This window comes from Brevundimonas sp. PAMC22021 (assembly GCF_019443405.1).
GTDB lineage: Bacteria > Pseudomonadota > Alphaproteobacteria > Caulobacterales > Caulobacteraceae > Brevundimonas.
Window position 1 is genome coordinate 2,470,640 of sequence record NZ_CP080376.1, and the last position, 26,705, is coordinate 2,497,344.

Sequence of the window (26,705 nt, forward strand, 5' to 3'; positions counted from 1 at the left end):
CCCCACGTCAAAGATCGATCTGCTCCGACATCTCTAGGGCGTCGTCCACCTCGATGCCGAGGTACCGCACGGTGCTCTCCAGCTTCCGGTGGCCCAGCAGCAGCTGACATGCCCGCAGATTGCCGGTCTTCTTGTACAATAGGGAGACCTTCGTCCGCCTGAGGCTATGCGTGCCGTAACCCTGCGGCTTGAGCTCGATCATGCAGATCCATTGGTCGACCAGCCGAGCATACTGCCTTGTCCCGATGTGCTGACCAGGCCGGCTGCGGCTTGGGAACAGCCAGTCATCGTCTCGGCGTCCGCGGATCTGCAGCCAAGAGGCAATGGCGTCACGCGCGGGCTCGGTTATCTCGAACGGCACAGGCCTGCTAGTCTTCTGCTGAATCACGATAGATCGCTGGCGGAGCATGCCGCCTGGAGCCACGTCGCTGACCCGCAAGCGCACGAGGTCACAAGCTCGGAGCTTAGAATCGAGAGCGCAGTTGAACATCGCGAGGTCGCGAACGCGTCTTGCGACCTTCAGTTGTTGCCGAATAGCCCAAATGTGCTTGGGCTTGAGCGGCGCTTTCGGGCCGATCAAACGTCCGGCGTTCCAAGGCCGCTTAGGTTGTATGAACAGGTCAGACTGGCGCATGGCCAACCTCCAACGAAGATGCGCCTCCCTGCCCCGCCCATCATGCCTCGAACTCGGCTGCTGCGCGCCAACAGGAGACATCGAAGGACTGCTCAACACCGGACGTTCGAGAGGACGGTCACATCAAGCGGTGCGTATTTGGCACCCAGACTAAGATCAGGCTGAAGCGGCCGTCAGATCGACGATATGGACGCTTTGTTGAGCGCGGGTGTCGGTCACCGATATGGATGAACTTAGCTTGGCTCTCATTTGAAGCGGTGTCGCTCGATGAAATCGTTGCGCATTACCTCTCAATCGGCGGTGCGGACCTCAAGCAACGGCTCGTCGTACTGCTCACCAGCCTTTGCATCAGCGCCCAACGCCTCCGCCATTAGAGCCTCGCCTTCAGCGATCTGTCCGGTTTCCCGGAGCATCTTGCCTAGGCCGTACTTCGCCTTTTGATTGGACGGATCCAGGTCTCTTGCCGAGCGATATGCAGCGACAGCTTCTCCCTGCCGATTCATGCCTTGAAGCAAAAACCCGCGCCGTATGTTGAGTTCAGCATCGTTGCCCTTCTGCTCGATTGCTCTGTCGCACATGTCCAATGCGACACCCCTACTGATCCGAAGGAATCTTTGCGACATACAGACTTGCGACGCGTCTTCGAGATTGATGCTGGTCAACTCAGTAAAGCGCGCTCTGTCGGCAGCGGCGCCCCGCGTGTCGCCCAGCCTTTCGCGGACACCAGCGCGATCGATCAGTAGAGCGGGGAAGTCGCTTTCGACCGACAGGGCGTCGGTGAGAACAGCCTCCGCCTTGGCCGGATCCGACGTCTTCAGCCCGGAAGCTAGAGACTGCGTCATGGCGATGAAAATCTGAACCTGCGCGTCGGGATGGCCGAGGGATTGCGCCAAGGCCTTCACCTGCTCATAGGCCGCTGCTGACCGCTCCATTCGCAGCAACTGCGTCGCCAGCGCCATCTGAGCTCCCTGGTCTCGCGGCTGCAGAACGGCAATCCGCTCGAGATCAGCGAGCGCGCGGGCTGACTGGCCCATCCGCTCATAGGAGGCGGCCCGGCGATAGAGGGCGTGAACGTCCTCTGGCCATGAACGCAGAGCCCCTGTGAAGGCCAGCACGGCCTCTAGATCATCCCTTTCAATTTCGGCCAGCCTACCCTTGGCATGGAAGAGGATCGCATCATCTGGGTTTGCCGCTTCGGCGGCAGCGATGTCTGCGCGCCCTTTTTCAAGCTCGTTCAAAGCAAGATAGGCTAGCGCGCGATTGGCTAGAGCGTTGGCGTGCGGCGAAGAAAAGCCTGCGATCGCTGTGTCGAACTGGGTGATGGCCCCGGCATGGTCACCCTGATCGTTGAGGGCGTACCCGCGACGTAGGGCGACCTCCGGATGACCGTCAGGGCTAGCTGTGAGTGTTTGGCGGTCAGCCGCAGTCAGCACGTACCCCGACTTCACCTGCATGGTGGCCTTCAGATTTTCGAAGCTGTCCATTCCCGTCTGTTCGGCCTGGATCTCTGTCGCTGTCGCATAGGGGCGCAGGGTGATCGAACCCCGATCGGTCTCCAACCGATTGCCGTTGCGCTGGACAGTGCGAAAATAACGGGTGGCGCCCGCCTCAACCTCATAAGGCTCGACCGAGATATCAAGGTCGTTCTGGCCCTCGGGAAGGATCACGGTGGTGCGGAATGAACTGAAACCAGGGAATTCTTTGGCGTAATCCGCATCCCTGAACCGCTCATCGGTGTTCAGATCAGTCCCTTGCCATGTGACATGGGCCAACGGGATGTTGATCGGCCCGTCACTCCAGTCGAAGACCATGAGCGCCGTTGCGCTAGCGACGAATTCGTAGGTGTCTTCGTGATATTCCCATTTGCTCTTGATATTGGAGACCTCGCCGCTTCCTTCGAGCAGCTTCTTCCATCGCTCATCGAACAGACGCGTGAGCTCGGCAGCCGGAACCTGAGCGGCAACAGCCCGCATTTCGGCGGCGCCGTCCCCCCGATCTATGTCGGTGAGAGTGACGCGTGCGGGGCTATATATGCCGTCGGATAAGTCGATCTCGACGTTCATCGCGCCGATCGGCCGCGAAGGAAGACTAAGCGGGACCTGCTCTAACCTAGAGCGCTCCGTGATGGGGAGGATGTATTCATATACCAGCGGAACGTCTGGCTTCAGGCTTCTATCGCCGATACGCGCCCCATCCAACAGATAAGTCTGCTCGCCGATGCGCGTCCTGACGATGACATGGTCAAACACGCTGACCATCGGCAGATATTTGTCTAGCGGAAGGTTGTTCGAAGACACCAGCACTGGAACCGCGTCGATGTCGAGTGCTCGAAGCAACGCAACCAAAAGCACCGTCTTGCCCTTGCAATCGCCCTGGCGACTAGCCCAGACTTCGCCAGCTGAGGTCGGCAGCCACCCTCCCTCGCCAAGCGTCAGCGCCATGTATCGAACCTCATCCTGAACCAGCCTCAGCGCCGCTAAGGCGCGAGCTTCGGGGGTGCCGTGCTCGGACCTGATCCGCTGAACCCGATCGGCAAGATCGGCCGCGTCAGGCAGACTGATGGCTTGGTCGAAGGCGGGGCGGACATGGTCGGCGATCGTGGCCCATTGCGGGACGTTGCTGATCTGCCATCCGTGATCCAGGAGAGACCGGGGCGCGATGCGGTCCGGGTAGGTGCTCCCGTCCGTGTCGGTCACGCGGTAGGTGAGCACCTTGAAATCATCCCGCTGAGTGATCGGGGGGAGTTTTGTGTGACGACCGGTACGCGTTTGAACCGTCATTGATGACGGCCAGCTGACCGTCGTCACGCCAAGGTCGATCGGGAGTGCGGAACGGGAGTAGCCGATCGCTTCGAGTGGGTTGTCGAAGACGTCAAACTGCGTGCGCACGGAATAAGCAAAGTCGATCGTATCGCCGACGCGGATGTCGGGATTGACCAAAACTCCAGTCAGAACCCCGGTGATTTGCTGCGATTGTTCCAGCCCCACCTCGCGACGAAGAATGGTGAAGTCGGATTTGTCCAAGATGTCGGTAGTTTCGCCAGCGCGAATGATACGGGCGTGGTGAACGGTGGGAGTCTGCAGGGCTGGATTCCACTCCAGGCTCAGCTGCGACGCCTGTTGCAGACCTAAAGGCGACAGCACCTTCAACCGCATGTGCATATAGGTATCTGTATGATCGCCGAAGGCTCGCACATGGCTTTCGACAACCTCGTAGCGAAGGGGTTGCGATGGGTTATCGGGCTTGTTCGATAGGTGCGGCGCGACTTCCGGGAGCCAATCCGGCGCCGGTCCGCGTAAAATCCCTTCGCCCGCGACTGCCGAGGTGCTGAACAACCAAGCCGAGACGGCCACTACAAGGCTTCTACTCAAAGCGACTACCCCCTTATCAGATCCCCATAATCTGCGTAGCAGATCGACGACGCGAAGGAACAGGGAGTTGCCTTTAGGCGATGGATAGTGGGTGCGCGCACTCCCCCACCCAGTCTCGGCACCTGTGCCTCGATGTACGCTGGCCCAGCGGGGCTGCTTGACGCTACGAGCGGGCATCGTGATCTCGCCGGAAGCCGACCTTCGTTGAGCGAGCCACTGCAGGCCGGTAAGCAGCAGCATGCTTGTGCCGATCCCACAACTTGAATTCGGTCGAGACGGTGCTGAGCTCGCGCCGAGAGCGCTCGATCGATCCACACTCGCTGCTTTGGAACGGGTGCTCGCTAGCCAAGCGCCCGATGTCGCCGGCGTCAGGCTCTTCGGCGCGGAAGGGCTGCTGGCTTTCCCTCGCCACCGACGGCCCGATCGGCTCCCTCGCCGCGCGGAGGCTGGGTGAAATGGCGCGGCCGGTGCGGGCCATCCTGTTTGACAGGACGGCGTCCAGGAATTGGTCATTGGCTTGGCACCAAGACCGCGTGGTTGCGGTGCGTGCTCGAAGAGAAGTCAAAGGCTTCGGGCCGTGGAAGCGCAAGCATGGCGCACTGCATGTCGCGCCACCGTTCGAACTCCTGGCCGGCATGCTCACGCTGCGCGTCCATCTCGACCCTGTGCCGCAGACGAACGCTCCGCTGCTTATTGCGCCAGGCTCGCACCGCTTCGGCAGGATCCAGGAGGCTGATGTCGCGGAGGTGGTGGACAAGTGCGGCGTCGCCATGTGTCTGGCTGAAGCGAGCGACGTCTGGATCTACGCCACGCCGATCCTGCACGCGTCCGAACGGGCATCCGTAGCAGCCCGCCGCCGAGTTCTTCAGGTGGACTACGCTGTCAGTGAACTTCCCGGCGAACTGCAGTGGCTAGGCGTCTGACTCGCGCCAGGAGCAGACCTTGGCTCAGTGCCGCGAAGCGGACGTTGGCCCGGCAGGAGCCGCTAAGCCGAGCCTCGGCGGAGAACTCGAGCCTATCGGCCGCCACTGAATCTCTCAGGGCCCCACCTGACACATCTTTGGGTCCGCGCGACAATCTCTGGCGGAATCTACCAATCACTGAAAGCAGCCGGTACCTAAACCGCTCGTGCGGTCGAGTCGCCGCACTTCAGCCGAGACGGGTCCACCAATGGCGTTCAATACGCAGCAACCAGCCTTCTTGCGCCTTCGCGATATCCACTCGGAGCGTCGCAAGCCGATCGTCTTCTGGACGGGTGCCGGTCTCAGCATGCCAGCGAAGCTGCCAAGCTGGCCCGGCCTTCGCGATGAGCTCATTAGGCGGGCACTTGAGACACTTGTGGGTCTGCCTAAAGCGGACGCTGCTCACCGCGAGGCGCAGCTAGAATTAGCCAAGGTGGATCCCAGCCTATGGGATGCCTTCAAAACGCTCAAAGCGGCCATGGGTCCCCATGAATTCAGGGAGGAGATACGCGAGGTTCTGTCCCATGCGACAGAAGCGGAGGTGCCGGATGCATATCGTTTGATTTGGGAACTGCCCGGCGTTCGCGGCATGCTCACCCTAAATCTCGACGAGTTTGCGCTCAAATCTCACAAGCGAACGCGGCTGAGCGAGGACGTCGTGAGCTTCGTTGGTCGCGACGCATCGGACTACACCCACATCCTTGGCAAGGGGCGCCCTTTCATTGCCAACCTTCACGGAGTTATCGACGCACAGAAAAGCTGGATCTTCACTACCGACGAAGTATCGTCCTTGATTACGAGCGTAGGTTATCGCGCTTTTATCGCGGCCGTATTCAGCCAGATGTCCGTGGTATTTATCGGCATATCGGCTGAAGACGCTTCCGCGGGCGGGTTCCTCGATCAGCTCACAAAATCTGGCGTGGACCTTGGAGAGCACTTCTGGATTACCGACAGAACAGATCCGAACTCGCGCGCTTGGGCTGGGGAGGCCGGTCTAGGGATAATCCGCTATACGCCTGTTACCTCCGACGCCTCTGCCGACCACACGCAACCGATAACAGAGTTGCTGACTGACATAAAAGAGTACGTCTCAAAGGACGCTCCTCTAAAGCCTCTTGTCCCAAATGTCGCTGTCGTTCCGCACCTCGACAGCCCGGGAAACTTGCTCTCCGACGATGTCGATGCCATGCGGACAAAGCTGAGCGGTTACGCGAAGTATGTTCTCGAGTCGGAGGAGTTCGGCCGCGACTCAAAATATGCTCAGTTTCTTAATGAATACGGAAGGTGCATCCATCAGGCATGGTGGTTGACCAGCACTGCGCCAGACAACGTGTTCTACGGATATACAGTAGATGGCGTGGTCGCGCAGTCTCCCTTTTCTACCGTTTGGCGACTTAAGGGATACGACGGGAAGGATTATGCTCTAAAAGTCCTCGAGATTCGAAATCTTCACAAAGGCCCAGAGATCGAAAGTTTCCGGCGCGGAACCCAGTCGCTCGGCTTCCTAACTGCGGCAGGGGTTCCTGGCACGCCTGCCCTTAAGGTCGCTTTCGAAATCCCGACTGCGGTAGTGATGGATTTCGTCGAAGGGAACAATCTGGCTGAGATCGTGGAGACGAGATCATTCAAGCCTTGGGATGATGGTCTCGCGATCATGGAGAAGGTGTGTGAGCACTTGCGGTACGGCCACAACCTTCCACAAGGCGTCTTGCACCGCGACGTGCGACCTTCGAACATCATGGTTCCATACTTCTTTTGGCAGCCAGACTTCCTTCAGGGCGAACCGCCTGAGAAACACGAAGTTAAGCTGCTTAACTACGACATGTCTTGGCACTCTAAGGCCAAAGGACAGGCAATTTCGGGAAACCTGCAGGAATCTGGATACTATGCGCCGGAACACGCTAGCGCTGAGTTCGAGCATCAGAGATCCACTTTGGTGGACTCTTATGGATTAGGAATGTGTCTCTACTTCGCGTTCACAAAATCCCCGCCGCCACCAGGGGGAAGCAAATCCACTGATTGGCAAGGTTTGCTTGACGCGAGCTTTAGGGCGCAACCTAAGCACAAGTGGCGGTCCGCTGGCGCCAGGATGCGGCGGCTGATCGATCGCGCAACTTCGCCAGTCCCCAACGAACGCCCAGTAATGGACCAAATCGCTGCAGAGCTTCGCACAATACGTCTGGCGCTCGCCGGCACCACTACGCATCTGACTGCAGACATGTGGGCTGAAGAATTGATCAGCCAAGCCGAAGAGGCTGAATACGTTTCAGACATCAACGGCGTTCGATTCACTCGTGAGCCGCGAGCCGGTCGAACGATCACCGTGGAAGGTGATCTCCAGCGCAACCGCGTTGTCGTCAGCTTTAAGAACCAAGCCCTACCGTCGACAAATCGCTCCAACCTCGACCGAATATGGTCGGAAAAACTTCAACGTGCACGTGAAGTGCTTACTTCTAGCGGATGGAAAATTTCTGACCGAACCAGCTACGGCAATATGGAAATTCTCCTATCCGCAGAAGTTGATGTCGAGGACATATCGACCGAGTTTCAGAGATATTTGAGCGGGTTGAAACGCGGTCTAGACTTAGTTCGCATTGAGTGACGCTTGATCGTTCCGCGCAGCATCGCACGGGCGGGGTGGCAGGGGGTGTCACTTGGCTTCTAGATGACCGTCCTAGGGCGGACCTTGTCAACGTCGACTGTGAGTCCGCTGCCGACTTCCACATTCGCGCTGAGCAATAGCCGCACCTGACTCAACGCGGTCTTTGGCAAAGCCTGCTTTCGGGCGAGGCGTCGACCAGCTGTCGAATGCTCATGTCCGGCTCACTGCAGACGCCGCCGATTTCTGCTTCAGGCATCTGATGCCCTCGCGGGACTAGGAAGTCTTAGACTGTTCGACATGGCGCGTGATTCGCGAAAGAACAACGATCAACGGGTGCCGAAAGGGCAGTCGAAGCCTCGCGGTCACCACCACGTGCCGCTGATGCTGCAGGGGGCGTGGGCCAAGCCGGCGAAGGGCAAGCTCCCGCAGGTCGACGTGTTCGACAAACATGACAGTCGATCATTTCGCACGTCGGGCGAAAACATCATGCTTGGTCGGGACTTCAACAGCTTCGACGATGGCGAGATGGCGTTGTCGCTCGAGGGCGGTATGGGGAAGATCGAAGATCAGGCTTCGAAAGCAATTCAACGCCTGCGTATCGAGCGCAGCCTCGCAGACCTCGCCGCCGAGGACCGTGCAGCTGTCTGCGTGTTCGCGGCCCTTCAGCGCCTGCGTGGACTAGGGATCAGGGCGCAGATGCTCGATGTGGACGCGCAGATCCGCGCCAGACTGCGGGAAGGCGGCGACGATCCGGACACTATTCCCCAACTGGCCGGCGGACAGGATCCTGAGCAAATCAAGCTGACAGCGCTGATGCTCATCCGGAACAATCTGGACGTTTTCGCCAAGAGCCTGGCGCTCAAGGCGATGTTCCTGTTCCAACCACCCCGTGGGCGAACCTTCCTGCTCGGCGACTCCCCGGTCGTGATGTCGAACTCGACCGATCATAGCCCCTATGGAAACATTGGCTTCGAAGTCGAAGGCATCGAGCTCTATCTTCCAGTCGCACCTGATCTGGCGATCGGCTTCTGGTGTCCGACACTGGTCACGTTCATGGAAACCGCGCTGAACCAGTGCGAAACCAGCCTTCGCAATACGGCGGCTGCGGCGATGTTCGGCATCGGTCCCGAGGTTCTGAAGCTCCGGGGAATGCGCGCCGATCTCGCCAGCCGCGAAGGACGAATTCGGCAGGAACTCGCGCATATCGGAGCGGGCACGCCGGTTCAGTGGGATTCCTCCAACCTCGACTATGTGAACTCCCTGCAGGTGGCACAGGCCGAACGTCACATCCTGTCGCACGACGGCGACTTCGCCTTGGTGCGCCGAATGATTGCCGACAACCCGGCTTTCCGGGGTGGGCCGCGATCAATGCTGCAGTAGAGCCCCGATGTTCGAGCGCGCGCCCTTTCGTAAGTGCCCCGCATGCTCGAGCGACGATGGCTTGGGCGTGCTCTCGGTCGGCGGCGCCTGGCTGACCCGTCGTTGCCGCCGATGCCGGCACACGGTTCGCGAACCGCTGCCGCCGGTCGACAAGGCGGTGGTTTACCTGGACCAGTTCGCGATCAGCAACATCTACAAGGTCTCTACCGGCACGCTTCGGGAGACCGCTCCCAGCCGCGCTTTCTGGGTCAGGCTTCATGCGGCCGTGCAGCGCGCCTACCTGCTGCAGCAGGTCGTCTTCCCGGCGTCGAGCATCCACGATGACGAGACGCTGGTTGCCGGCGGGTTGGCCGACGGACTCGCGCTGGCCCACGACATGCTCTCGGGTGAGACCGAGTTCGACCGCGTCGAGGACATCGCGATGGCCCAGGTTTGGGCTTTCGTCGAAGCCTATGCCGATGGGAAACCGCCACCAGATCTCGACTTCGACGTCGACGGCATTCTCGATGGCGAGCGCAATGCCTGGATCCCAGACCTGCACATCTCGGCCAACATGTCCTTCAGCCAATTTGCTCCCGCGACGAGGGCGGGACGGGATGCGGCGGCGGCCGAGTTTCAGGCGCTCGCTGCGCACTGGGCACAAGAGAAACCTTCCTTCGCGACGGTACTCAAGCGCGAGTTGGACAGCATGGAGAGCGCCAATCGCGGTGCCGTGCTGGCCTCTGCGCAGCGCATCGAGAAGGCGATTGAAAACGACGACATTGTCGAGATGTTCGAAGGCGTCGAGAGCGCCATCATGCGACAGTTTCGGGCGCTGCGCGCTTTCTTCGAGAATCGCGGCGTCGCGCTCGAAGCGTCAACCGCCGAGGTGCTGAAGTTCTGGGGATGGGCCGGCAACCACCAGCAACCCCAGCACCGGATTTCGTCTTACCTGTTCGCGGGTCTGGCGCGACGCATAGCCAACAATCAACGCGCGCCGGACAAGGGCATGATGAATGACATCCGGGCGATCGCGACCTACGGCCCTTACGTGGACGCCATGTTCGTCGACCGGATGTGCGAGAACTTGCTGCGGGAACAACCGCTGGCCCGCGACCTCACGATGAAGGCGAAGTTCTTCTCTATGCGAACCGGAGACGCCTTCATCGACTACGTTGATCAGCTCGCAGCACAAGCCACCGATGAGGTTCGTCGATATGCCGAAGAGGCTTATGGCGTGACCTAGTCATTAGGTCAGGCTGCCGGGCGGCGTATATGTCGTCTTCGTCATACCTGCTTGGCTAGCCGCGGCCGATGTCGAGCTGGGGGTGTCTGCGTCTGCGGGTAACAAGACATAGCGTGTCCTGACCGTCGATGACACATTCTCCTCGTGACCGGCTTCGAGGTCAGCGACGCAGAAGATGGCATGAGCAAGGAACCTCGCAAGCCGGTCCTCGGTGATCATGTCCCGGTGAAGCGCAAGCTCATCCCGCCGTTCGTAAGTGCGTTTGGAGGCAAGCTGGCCCAATACTCTTGGACCCGGCAACTCGTTCCAGAGGCGTTGTGGCTCGGGCTCGTTATCGATCGGTTCGGCTATGCGGAGGCGCGCGAGATATGCCGGTCGCTCGTGCTGGCCTCGCATGGCGCCTTCCGGGGCGAACCGACCCCGCTGTTTGTAAAGGCGAGCGCCTACGGATCACTTGATGCCGAGACCAAAGCCACGATCACCGGCGAATTGGACGAGCTGACCCTCGTCCGGATCAAGGCGGCGCTGCGACCGCTCCGGCAGGTGTCCATAGATCACCCTTTGGCGTTCCTTGACGACGGCGCCGCACTGGAACCTGAAGATGCGCAACGGCTGCCCGCGATCCTGCAAGAGTTCTATGACCGTCATGGCAGACTGGCGGTTCTCTCTCTGGCGCTCGCCTACGAGCTGGGGCTCGCCCAAGGCAAGATCCACGTCGCCCCGCATTTGGTTGACGGGTTGAACCAGGCGTTTGCGGTGATCGGCGACTTTCCGACGACAGAGGCGTCCGAAGGCGCGGCTGGCCAGTTCCGAGCGGCCGCGCCGATGCTGTTTATGACGCCTTTGGAGGACGGAGGGGGATTCCGCGAAGATGACAGCTGGGTGGGGCGCTTCTGGGACGGGATAGCCGGCTTCGGGCCCTGCTTGTTCGAGGACACCTTCGAAGACGAAGAAGGCGAAGACGGCGACACCATCGAAGCGTTCGTTCGAGGGTTTCGCAACGCGGTCAGGACCGATCTGCGCGCGCGCCTGAGAGAATGGCGTCTGAATCTGAATGAGATTGAAGCCTTCGAAGTCATCGCCGCACTGCTGAGCCGTCAGGCTACGCTCGCCATCGAGTTCGCCGCCGCGCCGTCAATGTGGACCCCGCACTCAGGCCCCGTGACGCTGCGAGCCATGGCCGATGTCTTCATCACCATGGCCTGGATCCTCAGAGAGCCGGCCCCCCGGGCGAGCAAGTTTGTTGAAGACGGCCTGGGCGCGATCAAGCTCCAGATTGCCCATCAGGAACGTGCTCTCGAAACCGCGACGCCCGATGACGCGGCCGAGTTGCAGGTGATGATCGATGTGTGGCGCGAGTGGCTGACGATGCAGAGAATGGAGCAGTTCGTGGAGGTGAATCTCGGGAGCTGGTCTGGCCTCAACACACGGAAGATGGCCGAGGAAGCCGGGTTCCTCGATTTCTACAACTACGTCTATCAGCCGTTCAGCGGTGTCGCGCATTCCAACTGGGCCCACGTCAGCATGTTCAACACGGTGTTTTGCCAGAACCCGGCGCACCGCGGCCACCGTTCACCCGCCATGGCGTCGATCGAGCCAGATGCGCATTGGCTCTTCCTCGCAGCCAAATATCTGAACAAGACGCTCAAACATTTCGACGACACGGTCGGATTGGCCGATCTTCCGTCTGAAGCCTTCGAATACTTCAATGCTCGGCCCGATGACGAGCCTTCAAACAAATAACATTACAACATAGAGCGGGTTAGGCGGGCCTGATCACGCCGTAGAAGAGGGCTTGGCGTTTTTTGACAGGCCTAATATTGGCTATGGCGCGGGATGTTCGATATTAGAACTGAGTGATCTAGGTCAGCAATTGTGATAGAGCAGGCAGAAAGGGTGCCAAAACTGTCATGTGGTTTGCGGCGCTTGCGACCACTGCTTGGTAGGCAGAACTCTTCTCGACAGGTTGTTTGGCGCCGCCGAAGGCTTCCAGCGCTTCGATCAATCGGCTGCGGGCTTCGATGTCGCCGATCTGGTTTTCCACCGCTTGGATGGCCCCGCGAACGACGTCCGTGACAATGAGATTCGTTGAAGAGTCGTTTCCAAATGTCACGCGCGCGTTAGCCCCGGTGACATTGATGAAGTGCCCACCTTGCCGATGCGGGAAGGCCCCTTTTCGGCGAACCTTGAGTTGGAAATGCGCGTCGATGCCGCCAAAGGCGTCATAGAAGCGGGGATCGACGACAGTAAAAACGTCGTCCGATCCATTGGGAAGTGGTCGGCGGACTTCGTCACCTGCGAAAATCTGCAGGGTGATATCGCTCACCATCACTGTTTCGCCCGCGAATATCCCTTCGGCCGATCCTCTGACCTCGCCTTCGGGGCTGATGACCTCAAAGCAGGATTTGGGAAAATCATCGAACATGGCCACACCCTCCCGATTGACACGCCCGTACAACCTAGCAGGGAGACGCCTTGCCGTCCCTGCATCGCTTGCGGCCCGCATTGGCCTCTATGAGCATCGACTCTGAGCTATGTAAACGGCTCATGCCAGCGCGCCCACCTTGTTACGGTTCACGCTCCGTTCTAGGCATTTGTCATGCATACCCATGAAGAACTTTTCGCCCTCACCCGCCGTCTCAACGAGATTGCCGAACGGGGAAAAGCCTCAGAACTAGCGGGGCCCGTTAGGGCACTGGAGAGCGCCGCCGAGCGAGTCGGCAGATCTTTCAGCGGGTCTTGGATCGGTTATCACTCCCGCGTCTATTACGCTGGTCTGAGCACGCCACCGCCCGGGGCCGCGTTCAGTCAGGAGTGGGGCACCAAAGAAGTCTTTTCGGACATGGGTTCGAGGGGGGATTGGCGAGAATATACGGCGGAGTTTATCACCGCGACCATCGTGCAAATGGCTGGTTCTCCTGACATGGGGGCGCTTAAGGCCTTTGCACGGGAAGCCGAGAAGGCTTTTGATTCTGCCAAGTCCGAGTTCTTGTCGATCGTCTCAAGCGAGCTTGACCAACGTGCCGACGGCTTTCTGGAGGGACTCAAATCCGAAGTTGCGGGGCTGAAAATTTTCAAAGCCGAGCAGTTCATCGACTATGCCCGCCCCAAGGGGCAGTTCATGACCCGCGACATGCTGGCAATGGGGCAAGGCATCTCGACCCCGCCTCATTTGATCCCCTACGCTGAGGCGCTGGAGCTTCAGGGGCCTCCGGTGATGTGCGGCACTCTCAGCGAGAAGATCGCAAAGGCAGCCTCACACCTCGAACGACAGAGCCGCCGGAAGAGCGCGAAGGATCGAGTCGGCACTAACGTGTTCATCGGCCATGGCCGGTCGCCGATGTGGCGCGAGTTGAAGGATTTTGTTGGCGACCGTCTCAAGCTGCCTTGGGATGAGTTCAATCGTGTGCCGGTGGCTGGCGTCACGAACATCGCGCGTCTTTCAGAGATGCTGGACGCAGCAGCTATCGCATTCCTCGTGATGACTGCCGAAGATGAGATGATCGATGGACACATACAGGCTCGAATGAACGTCGTGCACGAGGCTGGCCTATTTCAAGGGCGGTTGGGGTTCACCAAAGCCATTGTCCTTCTGGAGGAAGGCTGCGCTGAATTCAGCAACATCCAGGGCCTGGGCCAAATCCGCTTTCCCAAGGGGAACATCGCAGCCTGCTTCGAAGAGGTCCGCCGCGTCCTTGAACGGGAAGAATTAATCGAGGGTTAGGTTGGTCGCAAAGCATAGCTTCCTACCCATGTTAGCGCTGCCAGGCTAGCCCCGCAGGTCGCTACTTGCCTAGGAATGCATCGACTGCGTGAGTGAGCTCGAATGAGACAGAAGCTGGCCCAACGCCGTCTTGCCGCGCGGAGGGTTCAGTATCGGATGGAGATTCAATGTCCGCTCCTGGCGCTTCACTGCTGAAACAGTTGCTGCCTGTACGCCGCACAGCGACTAGAATCGCGGGCTCCAGCGCGCCAACACGTCGTCTTCCTCATCGTCCTCGTTGTCGGTCGGGGCGTCGGCCAAGAGCAGCATGGTCACCGCGTGCCCGTTTGCCTGCCGGAGAACCTGTTCAAGAACACGAGGCGACGGACGCCCCCAATCATGCTGAAGCCAAATCGTCCCATCCATCTCGATCCAGTCGGACGGCGCCGCAATGCCGGCGTTCGGTCTGACCTTGGTGGCGCAGTCTGACGGAAGGCGACTTTTCCGCTCCACGGCCAGACGCGGGAAGCTCACATGCGCACGGGCGTACCGGATCACGCCGTCGTAAGAGAAGATGACGGCGCACGGGATCGAGGCCAATTCGACGAACCGGTTCGCGGCCGCTTCCAGGCTGACGTCATAGGATCTCGCCAGCTTGCGCAGGTGGCCGACCTCCGGGAGGCCAAGTCGGTCCGCGTCGCGCTCAAACCAGGGCTTCGGCATGAGAATGCCCGCCGCGAAACGGTTCGCCTCGGCCTCCCTCCGTTGCGCGGGCGTCGAGAACCCACGCTCGCTGAGATGGGCTTGGGTGCACCGCTGGTTCCCGACGTGGGTGGGGATCAGGAAATGCCCTAACTCATGACCGATGGTGAAGCGCCGACGGCCGCCGGGCACGCCAGGCCTGCAGAGAATGATGCCCTGGCTTTTGTCAGGATCGGTCAGCAAGGCCCCCTCGAAGGAGGTCGTGTCCAGATCCCTGATCTCAAGAATATTCACGGCCGCCGCGAGCGCCTCGATCGGAACAGGCGGCGTCCAGTCAGGGTGATGTCTCAGGATCGTCTGGATCAGCCGCTCGGGAGAGCCGCAGTCCGCCAAATCCATGAGGAGCTCGCTCACGGCTTCTTCAACGCCTCGGCCATGGCGCGAACAGCCGCCCAGGCTTTTTCGTCCAGCTTGCCGTCAAACTCCCGATAGAACTGGAGGGCCGGCGCCTCTTCCGAAGGCTCGCTCTCGTCCGACAGGAACGCCACCGTCACCTTGTAGTGGTCCGCCAGTCCCCGCAGCAGGTCCAGGCTCGGATTGGTGCTGTCGCCGCGTTCGAGTTGCCAGATGTGAGCCTTGGATACGCCGACGCCGTCGGCGACCTGCTGAAGCGATTGCCCGCTTTTGACCCGCAGGTCCTTGAGCTTGGTGGCCAAAGACATTCGGTCCCTCGGAAACGCCGTACAGATGAATCATACGCGTCGGAAGACGGGGTTGACAAGCGTCGTAGGCGTAAACTATATCATACGTCACGTTCATCGAGAGCGGGAAAGGAGGTGAAGGAAATGGGCAAGAACCAACACGTCGTCCCCCACGCCAATGGCTGGGCCGTCCGTGGCGCGGGCAATGCGCGCGCAACCACGGTGCATCCGACGCAGGCCGAAGCGATCTCTCAGGCCCGAGGAATCGCTCAAAATCAGCAGAGCGAACTGCTGATCCACGGTCGCAACGGTCAGATCCGCGAGCGCGACAGCTTCGGAAACGATCCCTACCCGCCGAAAGGCTGAACCTCGAAAGGCCGCGTCATCCGTGACGCGGCCTTTCGGTCATCAGGAGCATTCCCATGCGCTTTGAAGGCGCCATCATTCGCGAACAGGGGATCGTCTTCGCGATCGTCGTGGTGAAGCGGCACATCCTCGACAACACCGCAGAAGCCAACCGGGTGGCGCGCAGCTTCCAACCGGCCTTCCCCGGCATGCCCGTGGTGCTGATGGCTCAGACCCATCGAGGCGCAGCCACCTATTTCGGCCGGCCTGACATCGCGCGTTTCCTGGCCCGCGTGCCCCTCAGCGCCATCCCCTGGCGCGAATATATCCTGAAATGAGGTCCCCATGATGAAGCCCCGTCGAATCCGCCCGCCCCGTCCGCCCAAGCCCGTCGACCGCCTTCAGAACATGCGGACGATCCGCCCCTTGGGCAAAACCAAATGGGTCCGCGCCCACTGGCGCTGGGACTATGATCGCCACGCCTGGGAGTGGGTGCTCGGGCACTGGTCGAAGTAGGGGCGCCAGCAACCCATTCGAGAAGCCGTAGCGCGTGAATCCAGGCCCTTATTGGAGAAGCCGACGATGGACGGCCATAACTTCGAGAGGCTCAAAGCCCATATCTTGCCGCTGTCCCTCTCCCAGGATTTCAACGTCGCACGGCGAGAGTGGGGGCTCGTCGCGGTGGAGATCAGTGACGAGTGGGACCATTGTCCGTGCGGCCAGGACATCAAGGAGCACTGTTACATCCGCAATCGGATGACGGGCCGCGAGACCTATGTCGGCAACGTTTGCATCAACCGCTTCATCCAGATCGACACCGGCAATCTGTTCGACGGTCTGAAACGGATCGCGAAGGATCCGACGGCCAATGCGAACAACGATCTGATCGAGCATGCCATGCGCATGGGGTATCTCTACGGCGAGAGAGAATACACCTTCCTCAAACAGACCATGCGCAAGCGGAACCTGTCGGAACGGCAGCTGGCCTGGAAGGTCAAGATTAACCGACGCATCGTCGCTCAGACGGTCGTTGTAAAACGCACGGTCCGATGACCCGCTACGAGCGTCGGTCCATCATCGGCCGATGGCGCTCTTCGGGACGGCAGTCGTCCCTGTATGCAGGTTCTCAGCCGTCAGGCGGCGAGCGGCCTCAGAGCCATGACCCGAAAGCTGCAAGCTTAACCTTAGCGCGAATCTTCCTTGGCTGCTACTCTCGGGCACCGGCCTCGTCGGGTCCAGCGTGCGACGCGAGGGCTCGAGCCTCACGCCTGCGCGCAGACCTGCGCGGCGTCGTCACCGGTGGTCGGGGGTGAGGCCCTTCCCGACTTCAATGTTCAGATCGCGCGCCCGAAGGACGTGGGGCGGCGAATGTTGGGAGCGAGTGATGGACGCCTATCTCGGCGATAAAACCCGGACGTCCATCAGCGCAGCCGAGGTCACCGATGCCGCCGGCTACGCCGAGGCGATGCAGAGGCTGGAGCAGCAGGCGTTCTGGACCGGACGAGACGATGTTCGAGCGCTCTGGGCTCACCAGCGCTCCGCCATCGCGCTGGCGACCGCCTACCTAAACTCCGACAAGGCCTTGCCCTCCGGGGCCATCGAAGCGGCCCTAATCAAAATGCCGACCGGCACCGGAAAGTCCGGCGTCGTGGCCGTCATCGCACGATGCCTGCCCGGGGTGCGCCGGGCCCTCGTGCTGACGCCGCGCGCCGCCCTGGCCGAGCAGTTGAAAGACGACATCGCTTTCCGGTTCTGGCGCAACGTCGGCTACGGCGCCGCCGATAAAGCCTACGCCGATGCCGATATTCCCGAGGCCAAGGTCGAGCTGCTGTTGCCCAATCCGGGTCGTCTGAAAGCACTGATGGCGACGCCCGTTGGCAACCGGACGGTCGTCGTCGGCACGATGCAGGCTCTGGATGCCGTGCGCACCACCCGTGACCGCCTGGAGCGGAAGCTCCGCCAGAAGGGTCAGATCTCTGACCCTGAGGAAGACGCTCTGCAGACCGCCACGAAGATGATGGCCTGGTTGACGCGTTTCGACCTGGTCATCGTCGATGAGGGGCACTACGAGCCCGCACCCTCATGGAGCCGCAGCATCCGCGAACTGGGCCTGCCGACGGTTCTGCTGAGCGCGACCCCGTTCCGCAACGACTACAAGCTCTTCCAGGTCAAGGGCCGGTTCGTGTTCAACTACCCGTTCGCGTCGGCGCGCGATGAGAACATCATCCGGGCGGTGACCCTGGTTCCCTTGCCCGTGGTGGGCGCATCCCGTTCGGTGGCCGCGGATGACGCAGAAGACAGCGAAGTCGGACAGACGGTGACCGCCGAGGACCGCAGTGCGGTGGAGGGCTTCGTCGCCGCTCTGAAGACAGATCTCCCCACCCTCCTGTCGGGTTCCGGGGTCGCAAACGCCAAGGCGATCGTGCGCGCAGCCTCTTACGAGATCCTGGAGCTGCTGCAGAGCGAGCTGGGCCAGGCGCTCGGCGCGCCGCCCGTGCTGATCCACGACCGCGTGAAAGGTCAGGCCGCCGACAAGGCGCAGCGCCGCTACAACAACGTCGCACTGGCGCGCAAGGATGCGGCCGACGCCACCGTCTGGCTGCACCAGAGCAAGCTGCTGGAGGGGATCGACGAGCCCACCTACGTCGTGGTGGCGATCTTCGACCCCTTCACCAATGCGCGCCAGTTCGTGCAGCAGGTGGGACGGGTTCTCCGCTCGACGGACCCGACGCGAAGCGTGCAGCAAACAGCCCATGTCCTCCTGCCGTCAGACCATCACGCCGCGGCGGAGGCGGAATGGCGACGCTACCTGGAGTTTGAGGCCTACGCCGGTCGGGGCTTGAATGTGATCGTGCCCAGCGAGGCCTACCTGCCGGAGAAAATCGTCGGGCAGATGCCGGAGATGCAGTACGTCGACGGCAGTTTCCGCCATCGGCTGCCCGATAACGTGGCGCTGACGGCCGAGGACATCGTCGTGCCGCGTCGCGCGGCCGTGTTCGAGCTGGAGTCCACCTTCGACAGCGCCGTCGCGCGCACGGAGATCCTGGAGAGCGTCCTGGCGGCGAACCGGTTCGTCGTCCGGGAGATCGACGGCTTGCCGAGCCGGATCTTCGGCTGGACCTACTTCACGGTCGACGAGAGCCCCTACCTCGCCAATCACTTCGTCACCGAGTGGCGCCTGGGCGTCGTCATCGGCGCCCAGGTGGGCGACCATCTCTTCGTCTTCGATTCCGACGGGGTGACCTTCTCACCATCCCGCATAGGGGTCGCCAAGCCCACAGAAGCCGCGATGACGCGGCTGTTGCCCAAGGGCTCGACCATCACCCAGGTTTCGGCCAACTCCCTCGACATGTCGGATCGGGCGATCCGCTCGATGACCCAGCGCACGCGCTCATTCGCCGAGACGTTCACCGATCTGCTCGATCCGATGCTGCGCCCCACCACGGTGTCCGGCTACGTGAAGGGCGGCGGTCGGTATCTGGGAATCGTCCGCGCGAAGGTGGCGGATTCGACCGATGAAAACGTGCCTCTGTCCGCATTCCTGGCCTGGGCCGAGGAGGTCGAAAAGCAGCTGACCGACAGCGCCGCCGAAGCGAACACGGTGTTCCTGCGATATGCGCGCCGGGTCCATCCGAACCACCAGATGGCCGAAAAGCCGCAGAACATCCTCATCGATCTGACCGAGGAAGCGCTGGAGGAGTTCGGGCTTCGGGGCGGGGATCCGCGCGGAACCCCGGACGGCGTCTTCGGATACGAAGATCTTTGCGCGGACATCGACAACAACGCCTTCGTGCTCAAGGCGCTCGATGGGTCAGAGGTGCCGTGCTCAATCCGTTATAATCCGGAGAACCGGCGATACGCGATCGACAGCAAGGCTCTCAACGCCCGGCATCCGCCAAAGCCTGCGGCGCGGGGAAGGCGTGCCGTCGCTCTGACGGAGCGTCTCAACAAGGCGCAATCTTTTCGGGTCCTCACCGGCGAACCGGGCGTGGTCTATATGTACGGCGAGTTCCTGAAGGCCCGCGACGTGCTGCGGGCCGACGGCACCGTCCTGCCGCTGGAATGCGCGACCCCCATCAAGGCCTTGGCCAAGACGACCAGTGAAAAGGGCGAGAAGATATTTTCAAAGCCGGCCGAGTGGCGGTCCAGATCCGTGTTCGGCTTGATGAAAACCTATTGCGAACCGGCGGGCGCCGGCGGGGCCGATGAGCTCGAACAGGCGCTTCGGGATTTCGACCTTGTTCTCCTGGATGACGATGGGACCGAGCTGGGCGACTTCATCGCGGTGGGCAAGCGGCGGCTGGCGATCATCCACGCGAAGGCCAGCGCGACCATGAGCGCGGGGGCGGTGACCAAGCTGGAGACGGTCGGACGCCAGTGCGTCGCTTCCTTGGCCTTCTGCTCGACCTTGGCGCAGATCGACGGCATCGCCGACGACCGCTTCGACCGGGCCACGATGTTCAACAACACGGCGGTCAAGCTTTCGCGCATCTATCGGAACGAGGGTGCCGTGCCCGCCAACCAGCTCGCGGAGACGGTCCGCCAGGCGTTGCAGAACCCAAGCTTCGAGCGTGAGGTCTGGATCGTCGCCGGCCGCCTGCTGGACGTGAAGGCTGTCCGGAAGAAGACCCAGAAGAAGACGCTCTCCCATCGCGACCGTCAGCTGCTGATGTTTCTGGAAAGCCTCGGCACGGCCTGCGGTCGCGCGAACGCCCGCTTGCGTGTGTTTGGCCACTAGAACCGGTGATGGCGGCTGGCCCAGGCGCATCGCGCATGTCCGCATTCCGATTGAATTTCGATGACCGCTTCTGGCGCGCAGCTGACCTTAGGGAACGTCGAGCGACGCTACGAGATGGTCCACGATCGCCCTGACCTTCGATGATGGCCGCGGTCCTGCGGGGAAGACCGCGTACACTTCTGCCGGATCGAGCTGATAGGCTCCGAGCAGCTGTTCGAGCTGACCGGTGCGCACTTCCTCTCCTGCCATCACGCGGGTCGCCAACGCGATGCCCAGCCCCGCCACCGCGGCCGCTAGCACGCCCGGCGCTGAGTTGATCCAGAGCCTTGCAGACACATCGACGGCCGTGACGGTCTGGTTGTGGCTGAAGCGCCAGCTTTCTCTACCGAACAGGCCGTGCTGAAGTATGCAATCGTGCCGGGCGAGCTCAGCCGGAGTTACTGGCCGGCCGTTCGCCGCCAGATAGGCGGGTGACGCGACCACCAGCCTCGCGACGCGTGCGAGGCGGCGGGAGCCGAAGGTGGAGTCCTCCAATGGTCCGACCCCGATGCGTATGGCTACATCCACCCCGTCGGTGATTAGGTTCTGACGCGCGTCGCTCATAATCATCTCGACCCTAAGCTCCGGATGCTGCGCCAGGAACGGCGCTAGGGCCGGGATGACCGCACGGGCGCCATAGAGCACCGGCGCCGCCAAGCGGATCACGCCATGCAGCGAGTCTGCCCCCCGAGTTGCCTGCTCGGCCTCCTCCATCTCCGCGAGCAAGTACTTCGCGCGCTCGAGATATAGCGCCCCTGCGTCGGTCAGCGAGATGCTGCGGGTGGTGCGCAGTAGCAGCCTCGCGCCCAGCCGCGCCTCTAGAGCGCTGATGATCCGCGAGACCGACGGCTGCGACAGCTTCAACTCGCGGCCGGCGCGCGAAAGACTGCCGCTCTCCGCGACACGCGCGAACACAGCCATCTCCTGCCAGCGATCGCCCATTCGAAACTCGGATAGATGTTGTTCAAATGCGGTGGATACACCGACAGAGCTGAATGACCTAGTTCTCGCTCATGGCGGCTTCACCGCCGTAAAGCCCGCCGGCGCCTCAGGATGAGGCGGGTGGGACTGGCCCCTCCCGCAAGGATCACGTCTTCATGCCGATCAAGATCTATGGCGACCCCGGTTCGGGAAGCCTTCGCCGCGTCACATCCGCAGCAGCGATCATGGGCGTCGCCGTCGAGCGCGTGAACATCGACCTCTTCGCGGGCGAGAGCCAGACACCCGAATTCCTGGCGCTGAACCCCCATGGCCTATCGCCTGTCATGGTGGACGGCGATTTCGTTGTTTACGAGTCCTCGGCGATCAACCTCTACCTCGCGGAGAAGGCGGGCGGCGAGCTGCTAGGGACCTCCATGCGCGAGCGGTATGAGGTGCTTCAATGGATGTTCTGGTCGGGCGAGCAGTGGCGGATATTCGCGACGCTCACGTTCGATGAACGTATTGGGAAGCGCCTCATGGGCGAGCTCGAAGATGAGAGCATCGTCCGATTGGCGTTTGCGAAGATCCGGGCGGGCGCGGCCGTGCTGGACGCGCATCTAGCTGATCGGCGCTTTGTTGTCGGTGATCGGGTGACCTTGGCGGACCTCGACATAGCAGCGCCCTTCTCCCAATCCCATCGGACGAAGATACCACTCGGTGAATTCCCGAACCTCGTGGCTTGGCAGCAGCGGTTGCTGGAGACGGTGCCTGCGTGGGCTCAAACTAAGCGTGAGGTCGATGCGCGGATCGATGGCGCGCTCGGAGCCGCCGGTATCCAACTTTGAGCGCGGAAAGCTCGACCATGTATCACGAACTCTTCTGGATCAGCGGCAGCCCCTACGCTTGGCGGGTACAGTTGGCGCTCGAGTACAAGGGCGTGCCGTACGCCTCTCACCGTATGGAGCTGGCCAAGCAGGAGCATAGCTCGCCGGCATTCCTAGAGCTTAACCCGCGAGGCAAGGTGCCGGTGCTCAAGACAGGCGGCGCGGCGCTCTACGAGTCCGTGGCAATCATGGCCTTTTTGGATCGCACCTATGCTGCCGTGCCGCTGTTCGGCCAGACGCCGCAGGAGCACGGCCGCATCTGGCAGCGCGTGAACGAGTTCGAGAACTACACTCGCGATCTACTCGTGAAGGTCGTCCGCCCACTGTTGCGCGGCGAGGCGACGAACGATCCCCAGGGCATGCGGGCGGCCTCCGTTCGCGCATACGACGCGCTCGGTTGGATAGACGAGGCGCTGTCGATTACGCCCAATCTGGCGGATGACCACATCACGGCAGCCGACATCGTCGCCCTGCCGCATATCCAAATGCTGTGCCGGGTCTCAGCGCGCCCGGAGGCCATCGAGATGGCGCTCGGCCTCGAAGACCTCGGTGCGCGTCTACCAGCACTCGGCGCCTGGTTGTCGCGGATAGAAACGATTCGGGGCTACGAGGCTGCCTATCCACCTCACTGGCGGAGGTGAGCAGGGGCATGCAGGGCAGGACGGCTGAACGTCTGCTTGTAGGCCGCTAATCAGGATCTCCTCTTGGCGCTACGCCGCACAAGCCTGGCTTGGTCGTGAGCGAGAGCGTTCACCAGCGGCTTCAATGGCCTCACTCATCTTGCTCACGCCACGCTTCGACATCTGCAGCCGATATGTCGCCAGCGTAGCACAATGGCGCGTAGCCCCCGCCGCGGTTGTAAGCACTGCGGCCTCCACATCGGCTGCCGTTCCGAGCGGTGTTGTAGGGGCATGGGCAGTTCCCCGGATAGCTTTCTATCGATGCGGCGATCATACGCCGTTTGATGGCAGCGACCGATGGCCGGCTACCCGCTAACTTGGCAGGTTTGAGGGTGGCGGTGGCCTCGGCGGGGACAGGCTTCTCGGAAGCGAGATAGCTGGTCTTTGCCCAGCACGAGACGTTACCTGTGATCTGCGACCAGTCGCCTCGAGTGCTTACGACACCCACACTTTCTCCAGCCGAGAGGGTTCGGAGCGATGCGCTACCCGCTGTCGGGCCGGCCCTACAGTTGAGACTGCTCGGCTGCACGTAGAGCCAACGTTCGGGCACGGATTGACTGCTCAGATTGGTCAGAGCTGTCGTCGGCGTCGCAGCATCATCCTTGCCGCACTGGCTGAGCGCCGCGATGATCAGAAAACCAATGACCAGCCAGGCTGCACAGCCTGACCCGTTGTTCTTCGCCATGCTCCACTCCCCCGCGAAGGTGGGTAAAAGCAACCCTTGCGAGAGTCCAGCGCAGTTGTAGCCATGGCCACAAAGCTCTCCAAATTGAACATTTGACGGACACCGCAGGTCGCCAACGTTGCTCATCCGCAGAGACTGGCTCCACTGAATGGGTGTGAACGGCAGCAGAGGGTTCCGGCTGGCAAACGTCCGCTTCCAAGCTTTGTGTCAGGTCTACTGTTGGCGCCGAGCCCACCCAAGAGCTTACGACCCGAAACGGGCAGCGCAGCAGTCTGAATATCCGGCTCGTATATTTCTGTGGGCGGCGCCCTTCCGTGGTGCAGCTTCTGCTTTTTCGGCTAGACTCGCCTGATGCGGTCAGACCTCGACCATCTCCCGGAGCGTCAGCAGCGCGAACTCGAGCGAATTCGCGACACTCTGCTCGCCGGCTTCGAAGCGGCAAAGAACGGGGGAAGCGGAGGCACCTCTGCCTGGCGACGCGGCGGCATGGTCCTGAAGATCATCCTCTTCGGCTCCTATGCCCGAACCGACTGGGTCGACGAGCCGGAGAACGGCTACCTCTCGGACTTCGACCTGCTGATCGTCGTCAACAACGAGAAGCTGACCAACATCGCCGACTACTGGTGGAACTCGGAGGATCAGATCCTTCGTGATCCCGTCGTCGGCCGCGCGGTCAACCTCATCGTCCACGACCTCCACGAGGTGAACGATGCGCTTCGGCGCGGCGAGTACTTCTGGACCGACATCGTCCGGGACGGCATCGCGCTCTACGAGATACCAGGTCACCCATTTGCCGCGCCGCAGCCGGTGACGGCGGAAGACGCTGTCGCCACTGCCGAGCGGTACTATGAGCATTGGACAGACAGGATCGATGCCGCGCTGAAAGTCGCCGCCTTTTGTATCTCTGAGGGTGAGGGAAGAGATGCCGCGTTCAACCTCCACCAAGCAGTCGAGCGGGCCTACGCCTGCTTCCTGCTGGTCCACACCTTCTATTTCCCGCGCTCTCACAACATCAAGTTCCTCCGGTCGCTGGCCGAGGATGTGAGCACGCGCTTGGTCGAAGCGTGGCCGCGCGAGCAGCGTTTCGACCGCCGCCGCTTCGAACTGCTGAAGCGCGCCTACGTCGAAGCCCGCTACAGCGATCAGTACGACGCCTCGGCCGATGACCTCGACTGGTCGATGGCGCGCGCCCGCACCCTGCGCGACCTTGTCGCCGCTCTCTGCCAAGAGCGCATCGCCGAGCTCAGATCCAAGGCTGAGATCGTCTGATCTTGGTGTCCGAGCCCTCTCTCGATCACGTTCGCGCGAGGCGGCGTGGCCAGGGTGAACAGGCTGAAACCGGGCGAACTCTCCTGAAACCGACCGGCGCGAACCGGCTCCTAAGCCGGCCTGGAGACGGGCTTGACCGGCTGTGGATAATCGCCGCTCGATGAACCTCTCACATTGGGAGTTCTCGCGATGACCGGCCTTTACCTTGGAGATGCTGAAGACGTCCTGCTGACCCGCAAGGAGGCGTCCACCGAGCTGCTGCGGATGGGCATCCGCCGCTCGCCGTCCACGCTGGCGAAGATCTTCTGCACCCGTTCGGATGGGCCGCCCTGCGTTCACCTCGGCCGCACGCCCTACTATCCCCGCCATCGGCTGCATGACTGGGCGAGAAGCCAGCTGACCGCCCTGCGTTCGTCCTCCAGCGAACCACGTCGATCAGGAGACTGGAAGTCGCCCATCTCGGCCGACGACGCACACGCCTGATCCACTGCCGAGCGTGTGCCGCTCAGAGGCTGCGCCCAGCCGCGCCTCTTCCTGCTCCGGGGAGGACCTGCGCCAGACCTCGGGCGTCCACACCCAGCGTCGCCTGCGCACCCACCGACGGCAAGGCCGTCCCGACCGCCAGGCGGACATAGTGGTCCGCACCCTGCGCATCCCTGACCATCACGAACGGCGACCCGCCCAGCTCGTCGTGGAAGCCCGCCCGGGTCACCCGACCCGTCACCCTCCCCTCGCGGAAGACTCCGACGGGTCGACCGCTTTCCAGCCGGTGCTGGTTCAGCGTCCGGATCACATCCTTCGACATCTGCAGCCGCCGCAATTGCGCCTCCAGGTCCTCCGCCAGCTTGAAATGACGTCCCTGCCGCTCCGCCAGGCCGAGGGCCTCCAGATGCGCCAGGCGCCCGCGCGTAAGGGCCGCCCAAGCGCTTCGTCCGCCGACCGCGTCCTCCACCCTGCCCCCGGCGTCCATCCCGGCCAGTAGCCGTCTGTCGACGCCGGTGAAGCCGTCCCTCTGCGTCTCGCGCCAGATGCGCCGCTCGGCGTCTATCCGCGACAGGTCGCCCAGTCGCTCCTGCGCCGCCTCCTGCGCCCGAGCCCGGAAGCCATAGGCGACATAGTGCCGGGGGATCACCAGGTCCCGGCCGTTCGCCCGCCGCCCAGGCATCAGGATGTGCGCGTGCGGCTGGTCGGTGTCGTAGTGGCAGACCGCCATCCACGGCAGGTCCGGCTCGCCGAGATCGGCACAGACCCGGCGCATCACGTCGCGCGTATAGTCGCGCAGATCGGCGATGCGGTCGCCGTGCTCGGGCGAGACGATGAAGCGGAAGTGGTGGCGGTGCTCAGCCCAGTTCCCGATCCGCCCGGCCCCATCCACCGCATGGACCTCCCGATCGAAGAAGGTTCCCGCCTCACCTTCCTGACCAGTGCCTTCACGGCCGAGATAGCGGACGTGCGCGGCCAGGGCCTTGCCTCGCGCCATCCCCTTGCCAACGTGGCGCGAGACCAGCGCCTTGACGATCACCCGCTGGCGCACATCCAGGCGAAAAGCGCTCCCGGATCGCTTTGCCGCCGTTCTGAGCGCGCCAGCCTTGGCCCCGTAGCTGAAGCGCATGGTTGAGGAGAGACGCTGAAGGAGCAAAGTGTGGACTGAGGCGTCCCGCTTCAGGCTGGGGGCCAATCGGACCTGGACCCCCTCGTCAGCCGATGCGGACAGAGCGGCCACGCGGAGATCAAGATCGCTGCGGACAGTCATGGCGGCCTCTCCTTGAAGACGCGAACCGCTCTCCAATCGCCCTAAGTCGTCGCAAGTCGCCGGGTCGGTCGGGAGCGCTCGCTAAGGGCTGAGAACAAAGACAAAAAGCGA

The 26,705-nt window shown here is 61.9% G+C and carries 23 protein-coding genes; 15 read left to right on the forward strand and 8 right to left on the reverse strand.

The genetic code is table 11. The annotated features are described in order from the left end of the window. Positions 1 to 7: 7 nt before the first annotated feature. Positions 8 to 634: a tyrosine-type recombinase/integrase gene (locus KY493_RS12210; RefSeq protein ID WP_219896599.1), complete on the reverse strand. Its 627-nt coding sequence runs from the start codon at positions 632 to 634 to the stop codon at positions 8 to 10. Positions 635 to 924: 290 nt separating this feature from the next. Next, positions 925 to 3,987, reverse strand: coding sequence for a DUF3857 domain-containing protein (locus KY493_RS12215; protein WP_219896600.1), 3,063 nt, complete (start codon positions 3,985 to 3,987; stop codon positions 925 to 927). Positions 3,988 to 4,265: 278 nt separating this feature from the next. Between KY493_RS12215 and KY493_RS12220 the strand changes: the two genes are divergently transcribed. The 5 genes from KY493_RS12220 to KY493_RS12240 all read left to right on the forward strand — a co-directional run bounded on the left by KY493_RS12220 (position 4,266) and on the right by KY493_RS12240 (position 11,917). Beyond that, on the forward strand, positions 4,266 to 4,928 hold the full coding sequence (locus tag KY493_RS12220; RefSeq protein ID WP_219896601.1) for a phytanoyl-CoA dioxygenase family protein: 663 nt from the start codon (positions 4,266 to 4,268) through the stop codon (positions 4,926 to 4,928). Between the two features lie 247 nt (positions 4,929 to 5,175). Next, positions 5,176 to 7,569, forward strand: a complete 2,394-nt coding sequence (locus KY493_RS12225) for an SIR2 family protein (RefSeq protein WP_219896602.1) — start codon at positions 5,176 to 5,178, stop codon at positions 7,567 to 7,569. A 297-nt stretch (positions 7,570 to 7,866) separates the two neighbouring features. After that, complete coding sequence (locus tag KY493_RS12230) at positions 7,867 to 8,949, forward strand: DUF4238 domain-containing protein (RefSeq protein ID WP_219896603.1); 1,083 nt, start codon at positions 7,867 to 7,869, stop codon at positions 8,947 to 8,949. Between the two features lie 7 nt (positions 8,950 to 8,956). Next, a complete protein-coding gene (locus KY493_RS12235) occupies positions 8,957 to 10,174 on the forward strand; it encodes a hypothetical protein (RefSeq protein ID WP_219896604.1) in 1,218 nt (405 codons plus the stop codon). A 144-nt stretch (positions 10,175 to 10,318) separates the two neighbouring features. Continuing rightward, positions 10,319 to 11,917: a DUF5677 domain-containing protein gene (locus tag KY493_RS12240; protein WP_219896605.1), complete on the forward strand. Its 1,599-nt coding sequence runs from the start codon at positions 10,319 to 10,321 to the stop codon at positions 11,915 to 11,917. 118 nt (positions 11,918 to 12,035) lie between these two features. Here the strand turns inward: KY493_RS12240 and KY493_RS12245 are convergent, their stop codons facing one another. After that, on the reverse strand, positions 12,036 to 12,599 hold the full coding sequence (locus KY493_RS12245) for a hypothetical protein (RefSeq protein WP_219896606.1): 564 nt from the start codon (positions 12,597 to 12,599) through the stop codon (positions 12,036 to 12,038). A gap of 174 nt (positions 12,600 to 12,773) precedes the next feature. Between KY493_RS12245 and KY493_RS12250 the strand changes: the two genes are divergently transcribed. Next, entirely contained in the window at positions 12,774 to 13,898 is a 1,125-nt protein-coding gene (locus tag KY493_RS12250; protein WP_219896607.1) for a TIR domain-containing protein, read from the forward strand. Between the two features lie 225 nt (positions 13,899 to 14,123). On the opposite strand, the gene KY493_RS12255 is transcribed toward KY493_RS12250, so the two are convergent. Both KY493_RS12255 and KY493_RS12260 read right to left on the reverse strand, forming a co-directional pair. Continuing rightward, positions 14,124 to 14,993, reverse strand: a complete 870-nt coding sequence (locus KY493_RS12255; RefSeq protein WP_219896608.1) for an ImmA/IrrE family metallo-endopeptidase — start codon at positions 14,991 to 14,993, stop codon at positions 14,124 to 14,126. Continuing rightward, positions 14,990 to 15,295: a helix-turn-helix domain-containing protein gene (locus tag KY493_RS12260; RefSeq protein ID WP_219896609.1), complete on the reverse strand. Its 306-nt coding sequence runs from the start codon at positions 15,293 to 15,295 to the stop codon at positions 14,990 to 14,992. Before KY493_RS12260 ends, KY493_RS12255 begins: the two co-directional genes overlap by 4 nt. Before the next feature lie 129 nt (positions 15,296 to 15,424). Here KY493_RS12260 and KY493_RS12265 point away from each other — a divergent pair, with 129 nt between their 5' ends. The 5 genes from KY493_RS12265 (at position 15,425) to KY493_RS12285 (ending at position 20,363) form a co-directional block, all read left to right on the forward strand. Continuing rightward, entirely contained in the window at positions 15,425 to 15,646 is a 222-nt protein-coding gene (locus KY493_RS12265; protein WP_219896610.1) for a DUF2188 domain-containing protein, read from the forward strand. Positions 15,647 to 15,702: 56 nt separating this feature from the next. Then, positions 15,703 to 15,963 carry a hypothetical protein gene (locus KY493_RS12270; protein WP_219896611.1) on the forward strand — a complete coding sequence of 87 codons (261 nt, stop codon included), beginning with the start codon at positions 15,703 to 15,705 and terminating at the stop codon, positions 15,961 to 15,963. Between the two features lie 7 nt (positions 15,964 to 15,970). Then, positions 15,971 to 16,141, forward strand: a complete 171-nt coding sequence (locus KY493_RS12275) for a hypothetical protein (protein WP_219896612.1) — start codon at positions 15,971 to 15,973, stop codon at positions 16,139 to 16,141. A gap of 66 nt (positions 16,142 to 16,207) precedes the next feature. Then, positions 16,208 to 16,678 carry a hypothetical protein gene (locus tag KY493_RS12280; RefSeq protein WP_219896613.1) on the forward strand — a complete coding sequence of 157 codons (471 nt, stop codon included), beginning with the start codon at positions 16,208 to 16,210 and terminating at the stop codon, positions 16,676 to 16,678. A 331-nt stretch (positions 16,679 to 17,009) separates the two neighbouring features. Beyond that, positions 17,010 to 20,363 (forward strand): DEAD/DEAH box helicase, encoded by a 3,354-nt coding sequence (locus KY493_RS12285; protein WP_219896614.1) that lies wholly within the window; start codon positions 17,010 to 17,012, stop codon positions 20,361 to 20,363. 87 nt (positions 20,364 to 20,450) lie between these two features. On the opposite strand, the gene KY493_RS12290 is transcribed toward KY493_RS12285, so the two are convergent. After that, positions 20,451 to 21,344, reverse strand: a complete 894-nt coding sequence (locus KY493_RS12290) for a LysR family transcriptional regulator (RefSeq protein WP_255567890.1) — start codon at positions 21,342 to 21,344, stop codon at positions 20,451 to 20,453. Between the two features lie 155 nt (positions 21,345 to 21,499). Here KY493_RS12290 and KY493_RS12295 point away from each other — a divergent pair, with 155 nt between their 5' ends. After that, on the forward strand, positions 21,500 to 22,168 hold the full coding sequence (locus KY493_RS12295) for a glutathione S-transferase family protein (RefSeq protein ID WP_219896615.1): 669 nt from the start codon (positions 21,500 to 21,502) through the stop codon (positions 22,166 to 22,168). Positions 22,169 to 22,185: 17 nt separating this feature from the next. Beyond that, positions 22,186 to 22,848, forward strand: a complete 663-nt coding sequence (locus KY493_RS12300; protein WP_219896616.1) for a glutathione S-transferase family protein — start codon at positions 22,186 to 22,188, stop codon at positions 22,846 to 22,848. Between the two features lie 130 nt (positions 22,849 to 22,978). On the opposite strand, the gene KY493_RS12305 is transcribed toward KY493_RS12300, so the two are convergent. Further along, the gene (locus tag KY493_RS12305; RefSeq protein WP_219896617.1) at positions 22,979 to 23,572 is read right to left on the reverse strand and encodes an SH3 domain-containing protein; all 594 of its coding nucleotides are present in this window, start codon (positions 23,570 to 23,572) and stop codon (positions 22,979 to 22,981) included. 351 nt (positions 23,573 to 23,923) lie between these two features. Here KY493_RS12305 and KY493_RS12310 point away from each other — a divergent pair, with 351 nt between their 5' ends. Both KY493_RS12310 and KY493_RS12315 read left to right on the forward strand, forming a co-directional pair. Further along, entirely contained in the window at positions 23,924 to 24,841 is a 918-nt protein-coding gene (locus KY493_RS12310; protein ID WP_219896618.1) for a HEPN domain-containing protein, read from the forward strand. 189 nt (positions 24,842 to 25,030) lie between these two features. Beyond that, positions 25,031 to 25,324, forward strand: a complete 294-nt coding sequence (locus tag KY493_RS12315) for a hypothetical protein (RefSeq protein ID WP_219896619.1) — start codon at positions 25,031 to 25,033, stop codon at positions 25,322 to 25,324. Between the two features lie 22 nt (positions 25,325 to 25,346). Here the strand turns inward: KY493_RS12315 and KY493_RS12320 are convergent, their stop codons facing one another. Continuing rightward, positions 25,347 to 26,594 carry a DUF3363 domain-containing protein gene (locus KY493_RS12320; protein ID WP_219896620.1) on the reverse strand — a complete coding sequence of 416 codons (1,248 nt, stop codon included), beginning with the start codon at positions 26,592 to 26,594 and terminating at the stop codon, positions 25,347 to 25,349. Positions 26,595 to 26,705: the final 111 nt, after the last annotated feature.

Coding starts and splice junctions, on each gene's coding strand:
- KY493_RS12270 (WP_219896611.1), top strand. CDS start 15,703: ATGCGCTTTGAAGGCGCCATCATTCGCGAACAGGGGATCGTCTTCGCG.
- KY493_RS12230 (WP_219896603.1), top strand. CDS start 7,867: ATGGCGCGTGATTCGCGAAAGAACAACGATCAACGGGTGCCGAAAGGG.
- KY493_RS12295 (WP_219896615.1), top strand. CDS start 21,500: ATGCCGATCAAGATCTATGGCGACCCCGGTTCGGGAAGCCTTCGCCGC.
- KY493_RS12305 (WP_219896617.1), bottom strand. CDS start 23,572: ATGGCGAAGAACAACGGGTCAGGCTGTGCAGCCTGGCTGGTCATTGGT.
- KY493_RS12300 (WP_219896616.1), top strand. CDS start 22,186: ATGTATCACGAACTCTTCTGGATCAGCGGCAGCCCCTACGCTTGGCGG.
- KY493_RS12210 (WP_219896599.1), bottom strand. CDS start 634: ATGCGCCAGTCTGACCTGTTCATACAACCTAAGCGGCCTTGGAACGCC.
- KY493_RS12320 (WP_219896620.1), bottom strand. CDS start 26,594: ATGACTGTCCGCAGCGATCTTGATCTCCGCGTGGCCGCTCTGTCCGCA.
- KY493_RS12235 (WP_219896604.1), top strand. CDS start 8,957: ATGTTCGAGCGCGCGCCCTTTCGTAAGTGCCCCGCATGCTCGAGCGAC.
- KY493_RS12275 (WP_219896612.1), top strand. CDS start 15,971: ATGATGAAGCCCCGTCGAATCCGCCCGCCCCGTCCGCCCAAGCCCGTC.
- KY493_RS12280 (WP_219896613.1), top strand. CDS start 16,208: ATGGACGGCCATAACTTCGAGAGGCTCAAAGCCCATATCTTGCCGCTG.
- KY493_RS12290 (WP_255567890.1), bottom strand. CDS start 21,344: ATGGGCGATCGCTGGCAGGAGATGGCTGTGTTCGCGCGTGTCGCGGAG.
- KY493_RS12225 (WP_219896602.1), top strand. CDS start 5,176: ATGGCGTTCAATACGCAGCAACCAGCCTTCTTGCGCCTTCGCGATATC.
- KY493_RS12315 (WP_219896619.1), top strand. CDS start 25,031: ATGACCGGCCTTTACCTTGGAGATGCTGAAGACGTCCTGCTGACCCGC.
- KY493_RS12310 (WP_219896618.1), top strand. CDS start 23,924: ATGCGGTCAGACCTCGACCATCTCCCGGAGCGTCAGCAGCGCGAACTC.
- KY493_RS12265 (WP_219896610.1), top strand. CDS start 15,425: ATGGGCAAGAACCAACACGTCGTCCCCCACGCCAATGGCTGGGCCGTC.
- KY493_RS12285 (WP_219896614.1), top strand. CDS start 17,010: ATGGACGCCTATCTCGGCGATAAAACCCGGACGTCCATCAGCGCAGCC.
- KY493_RS12245 (WP_219896606.1), bottom strand. CDS start 12,599: ATGTTCGATGATTTTCCCAAATCCTGCTTTGAGGTCATCAGCCCCGAA.
- KY493_RS12250 (WP_219896607.1), top strand. CDS start 12,774: ATGCATACCCATGAAGAACTTTTCGCCCTCACCCGCCGTCTCAACGAG.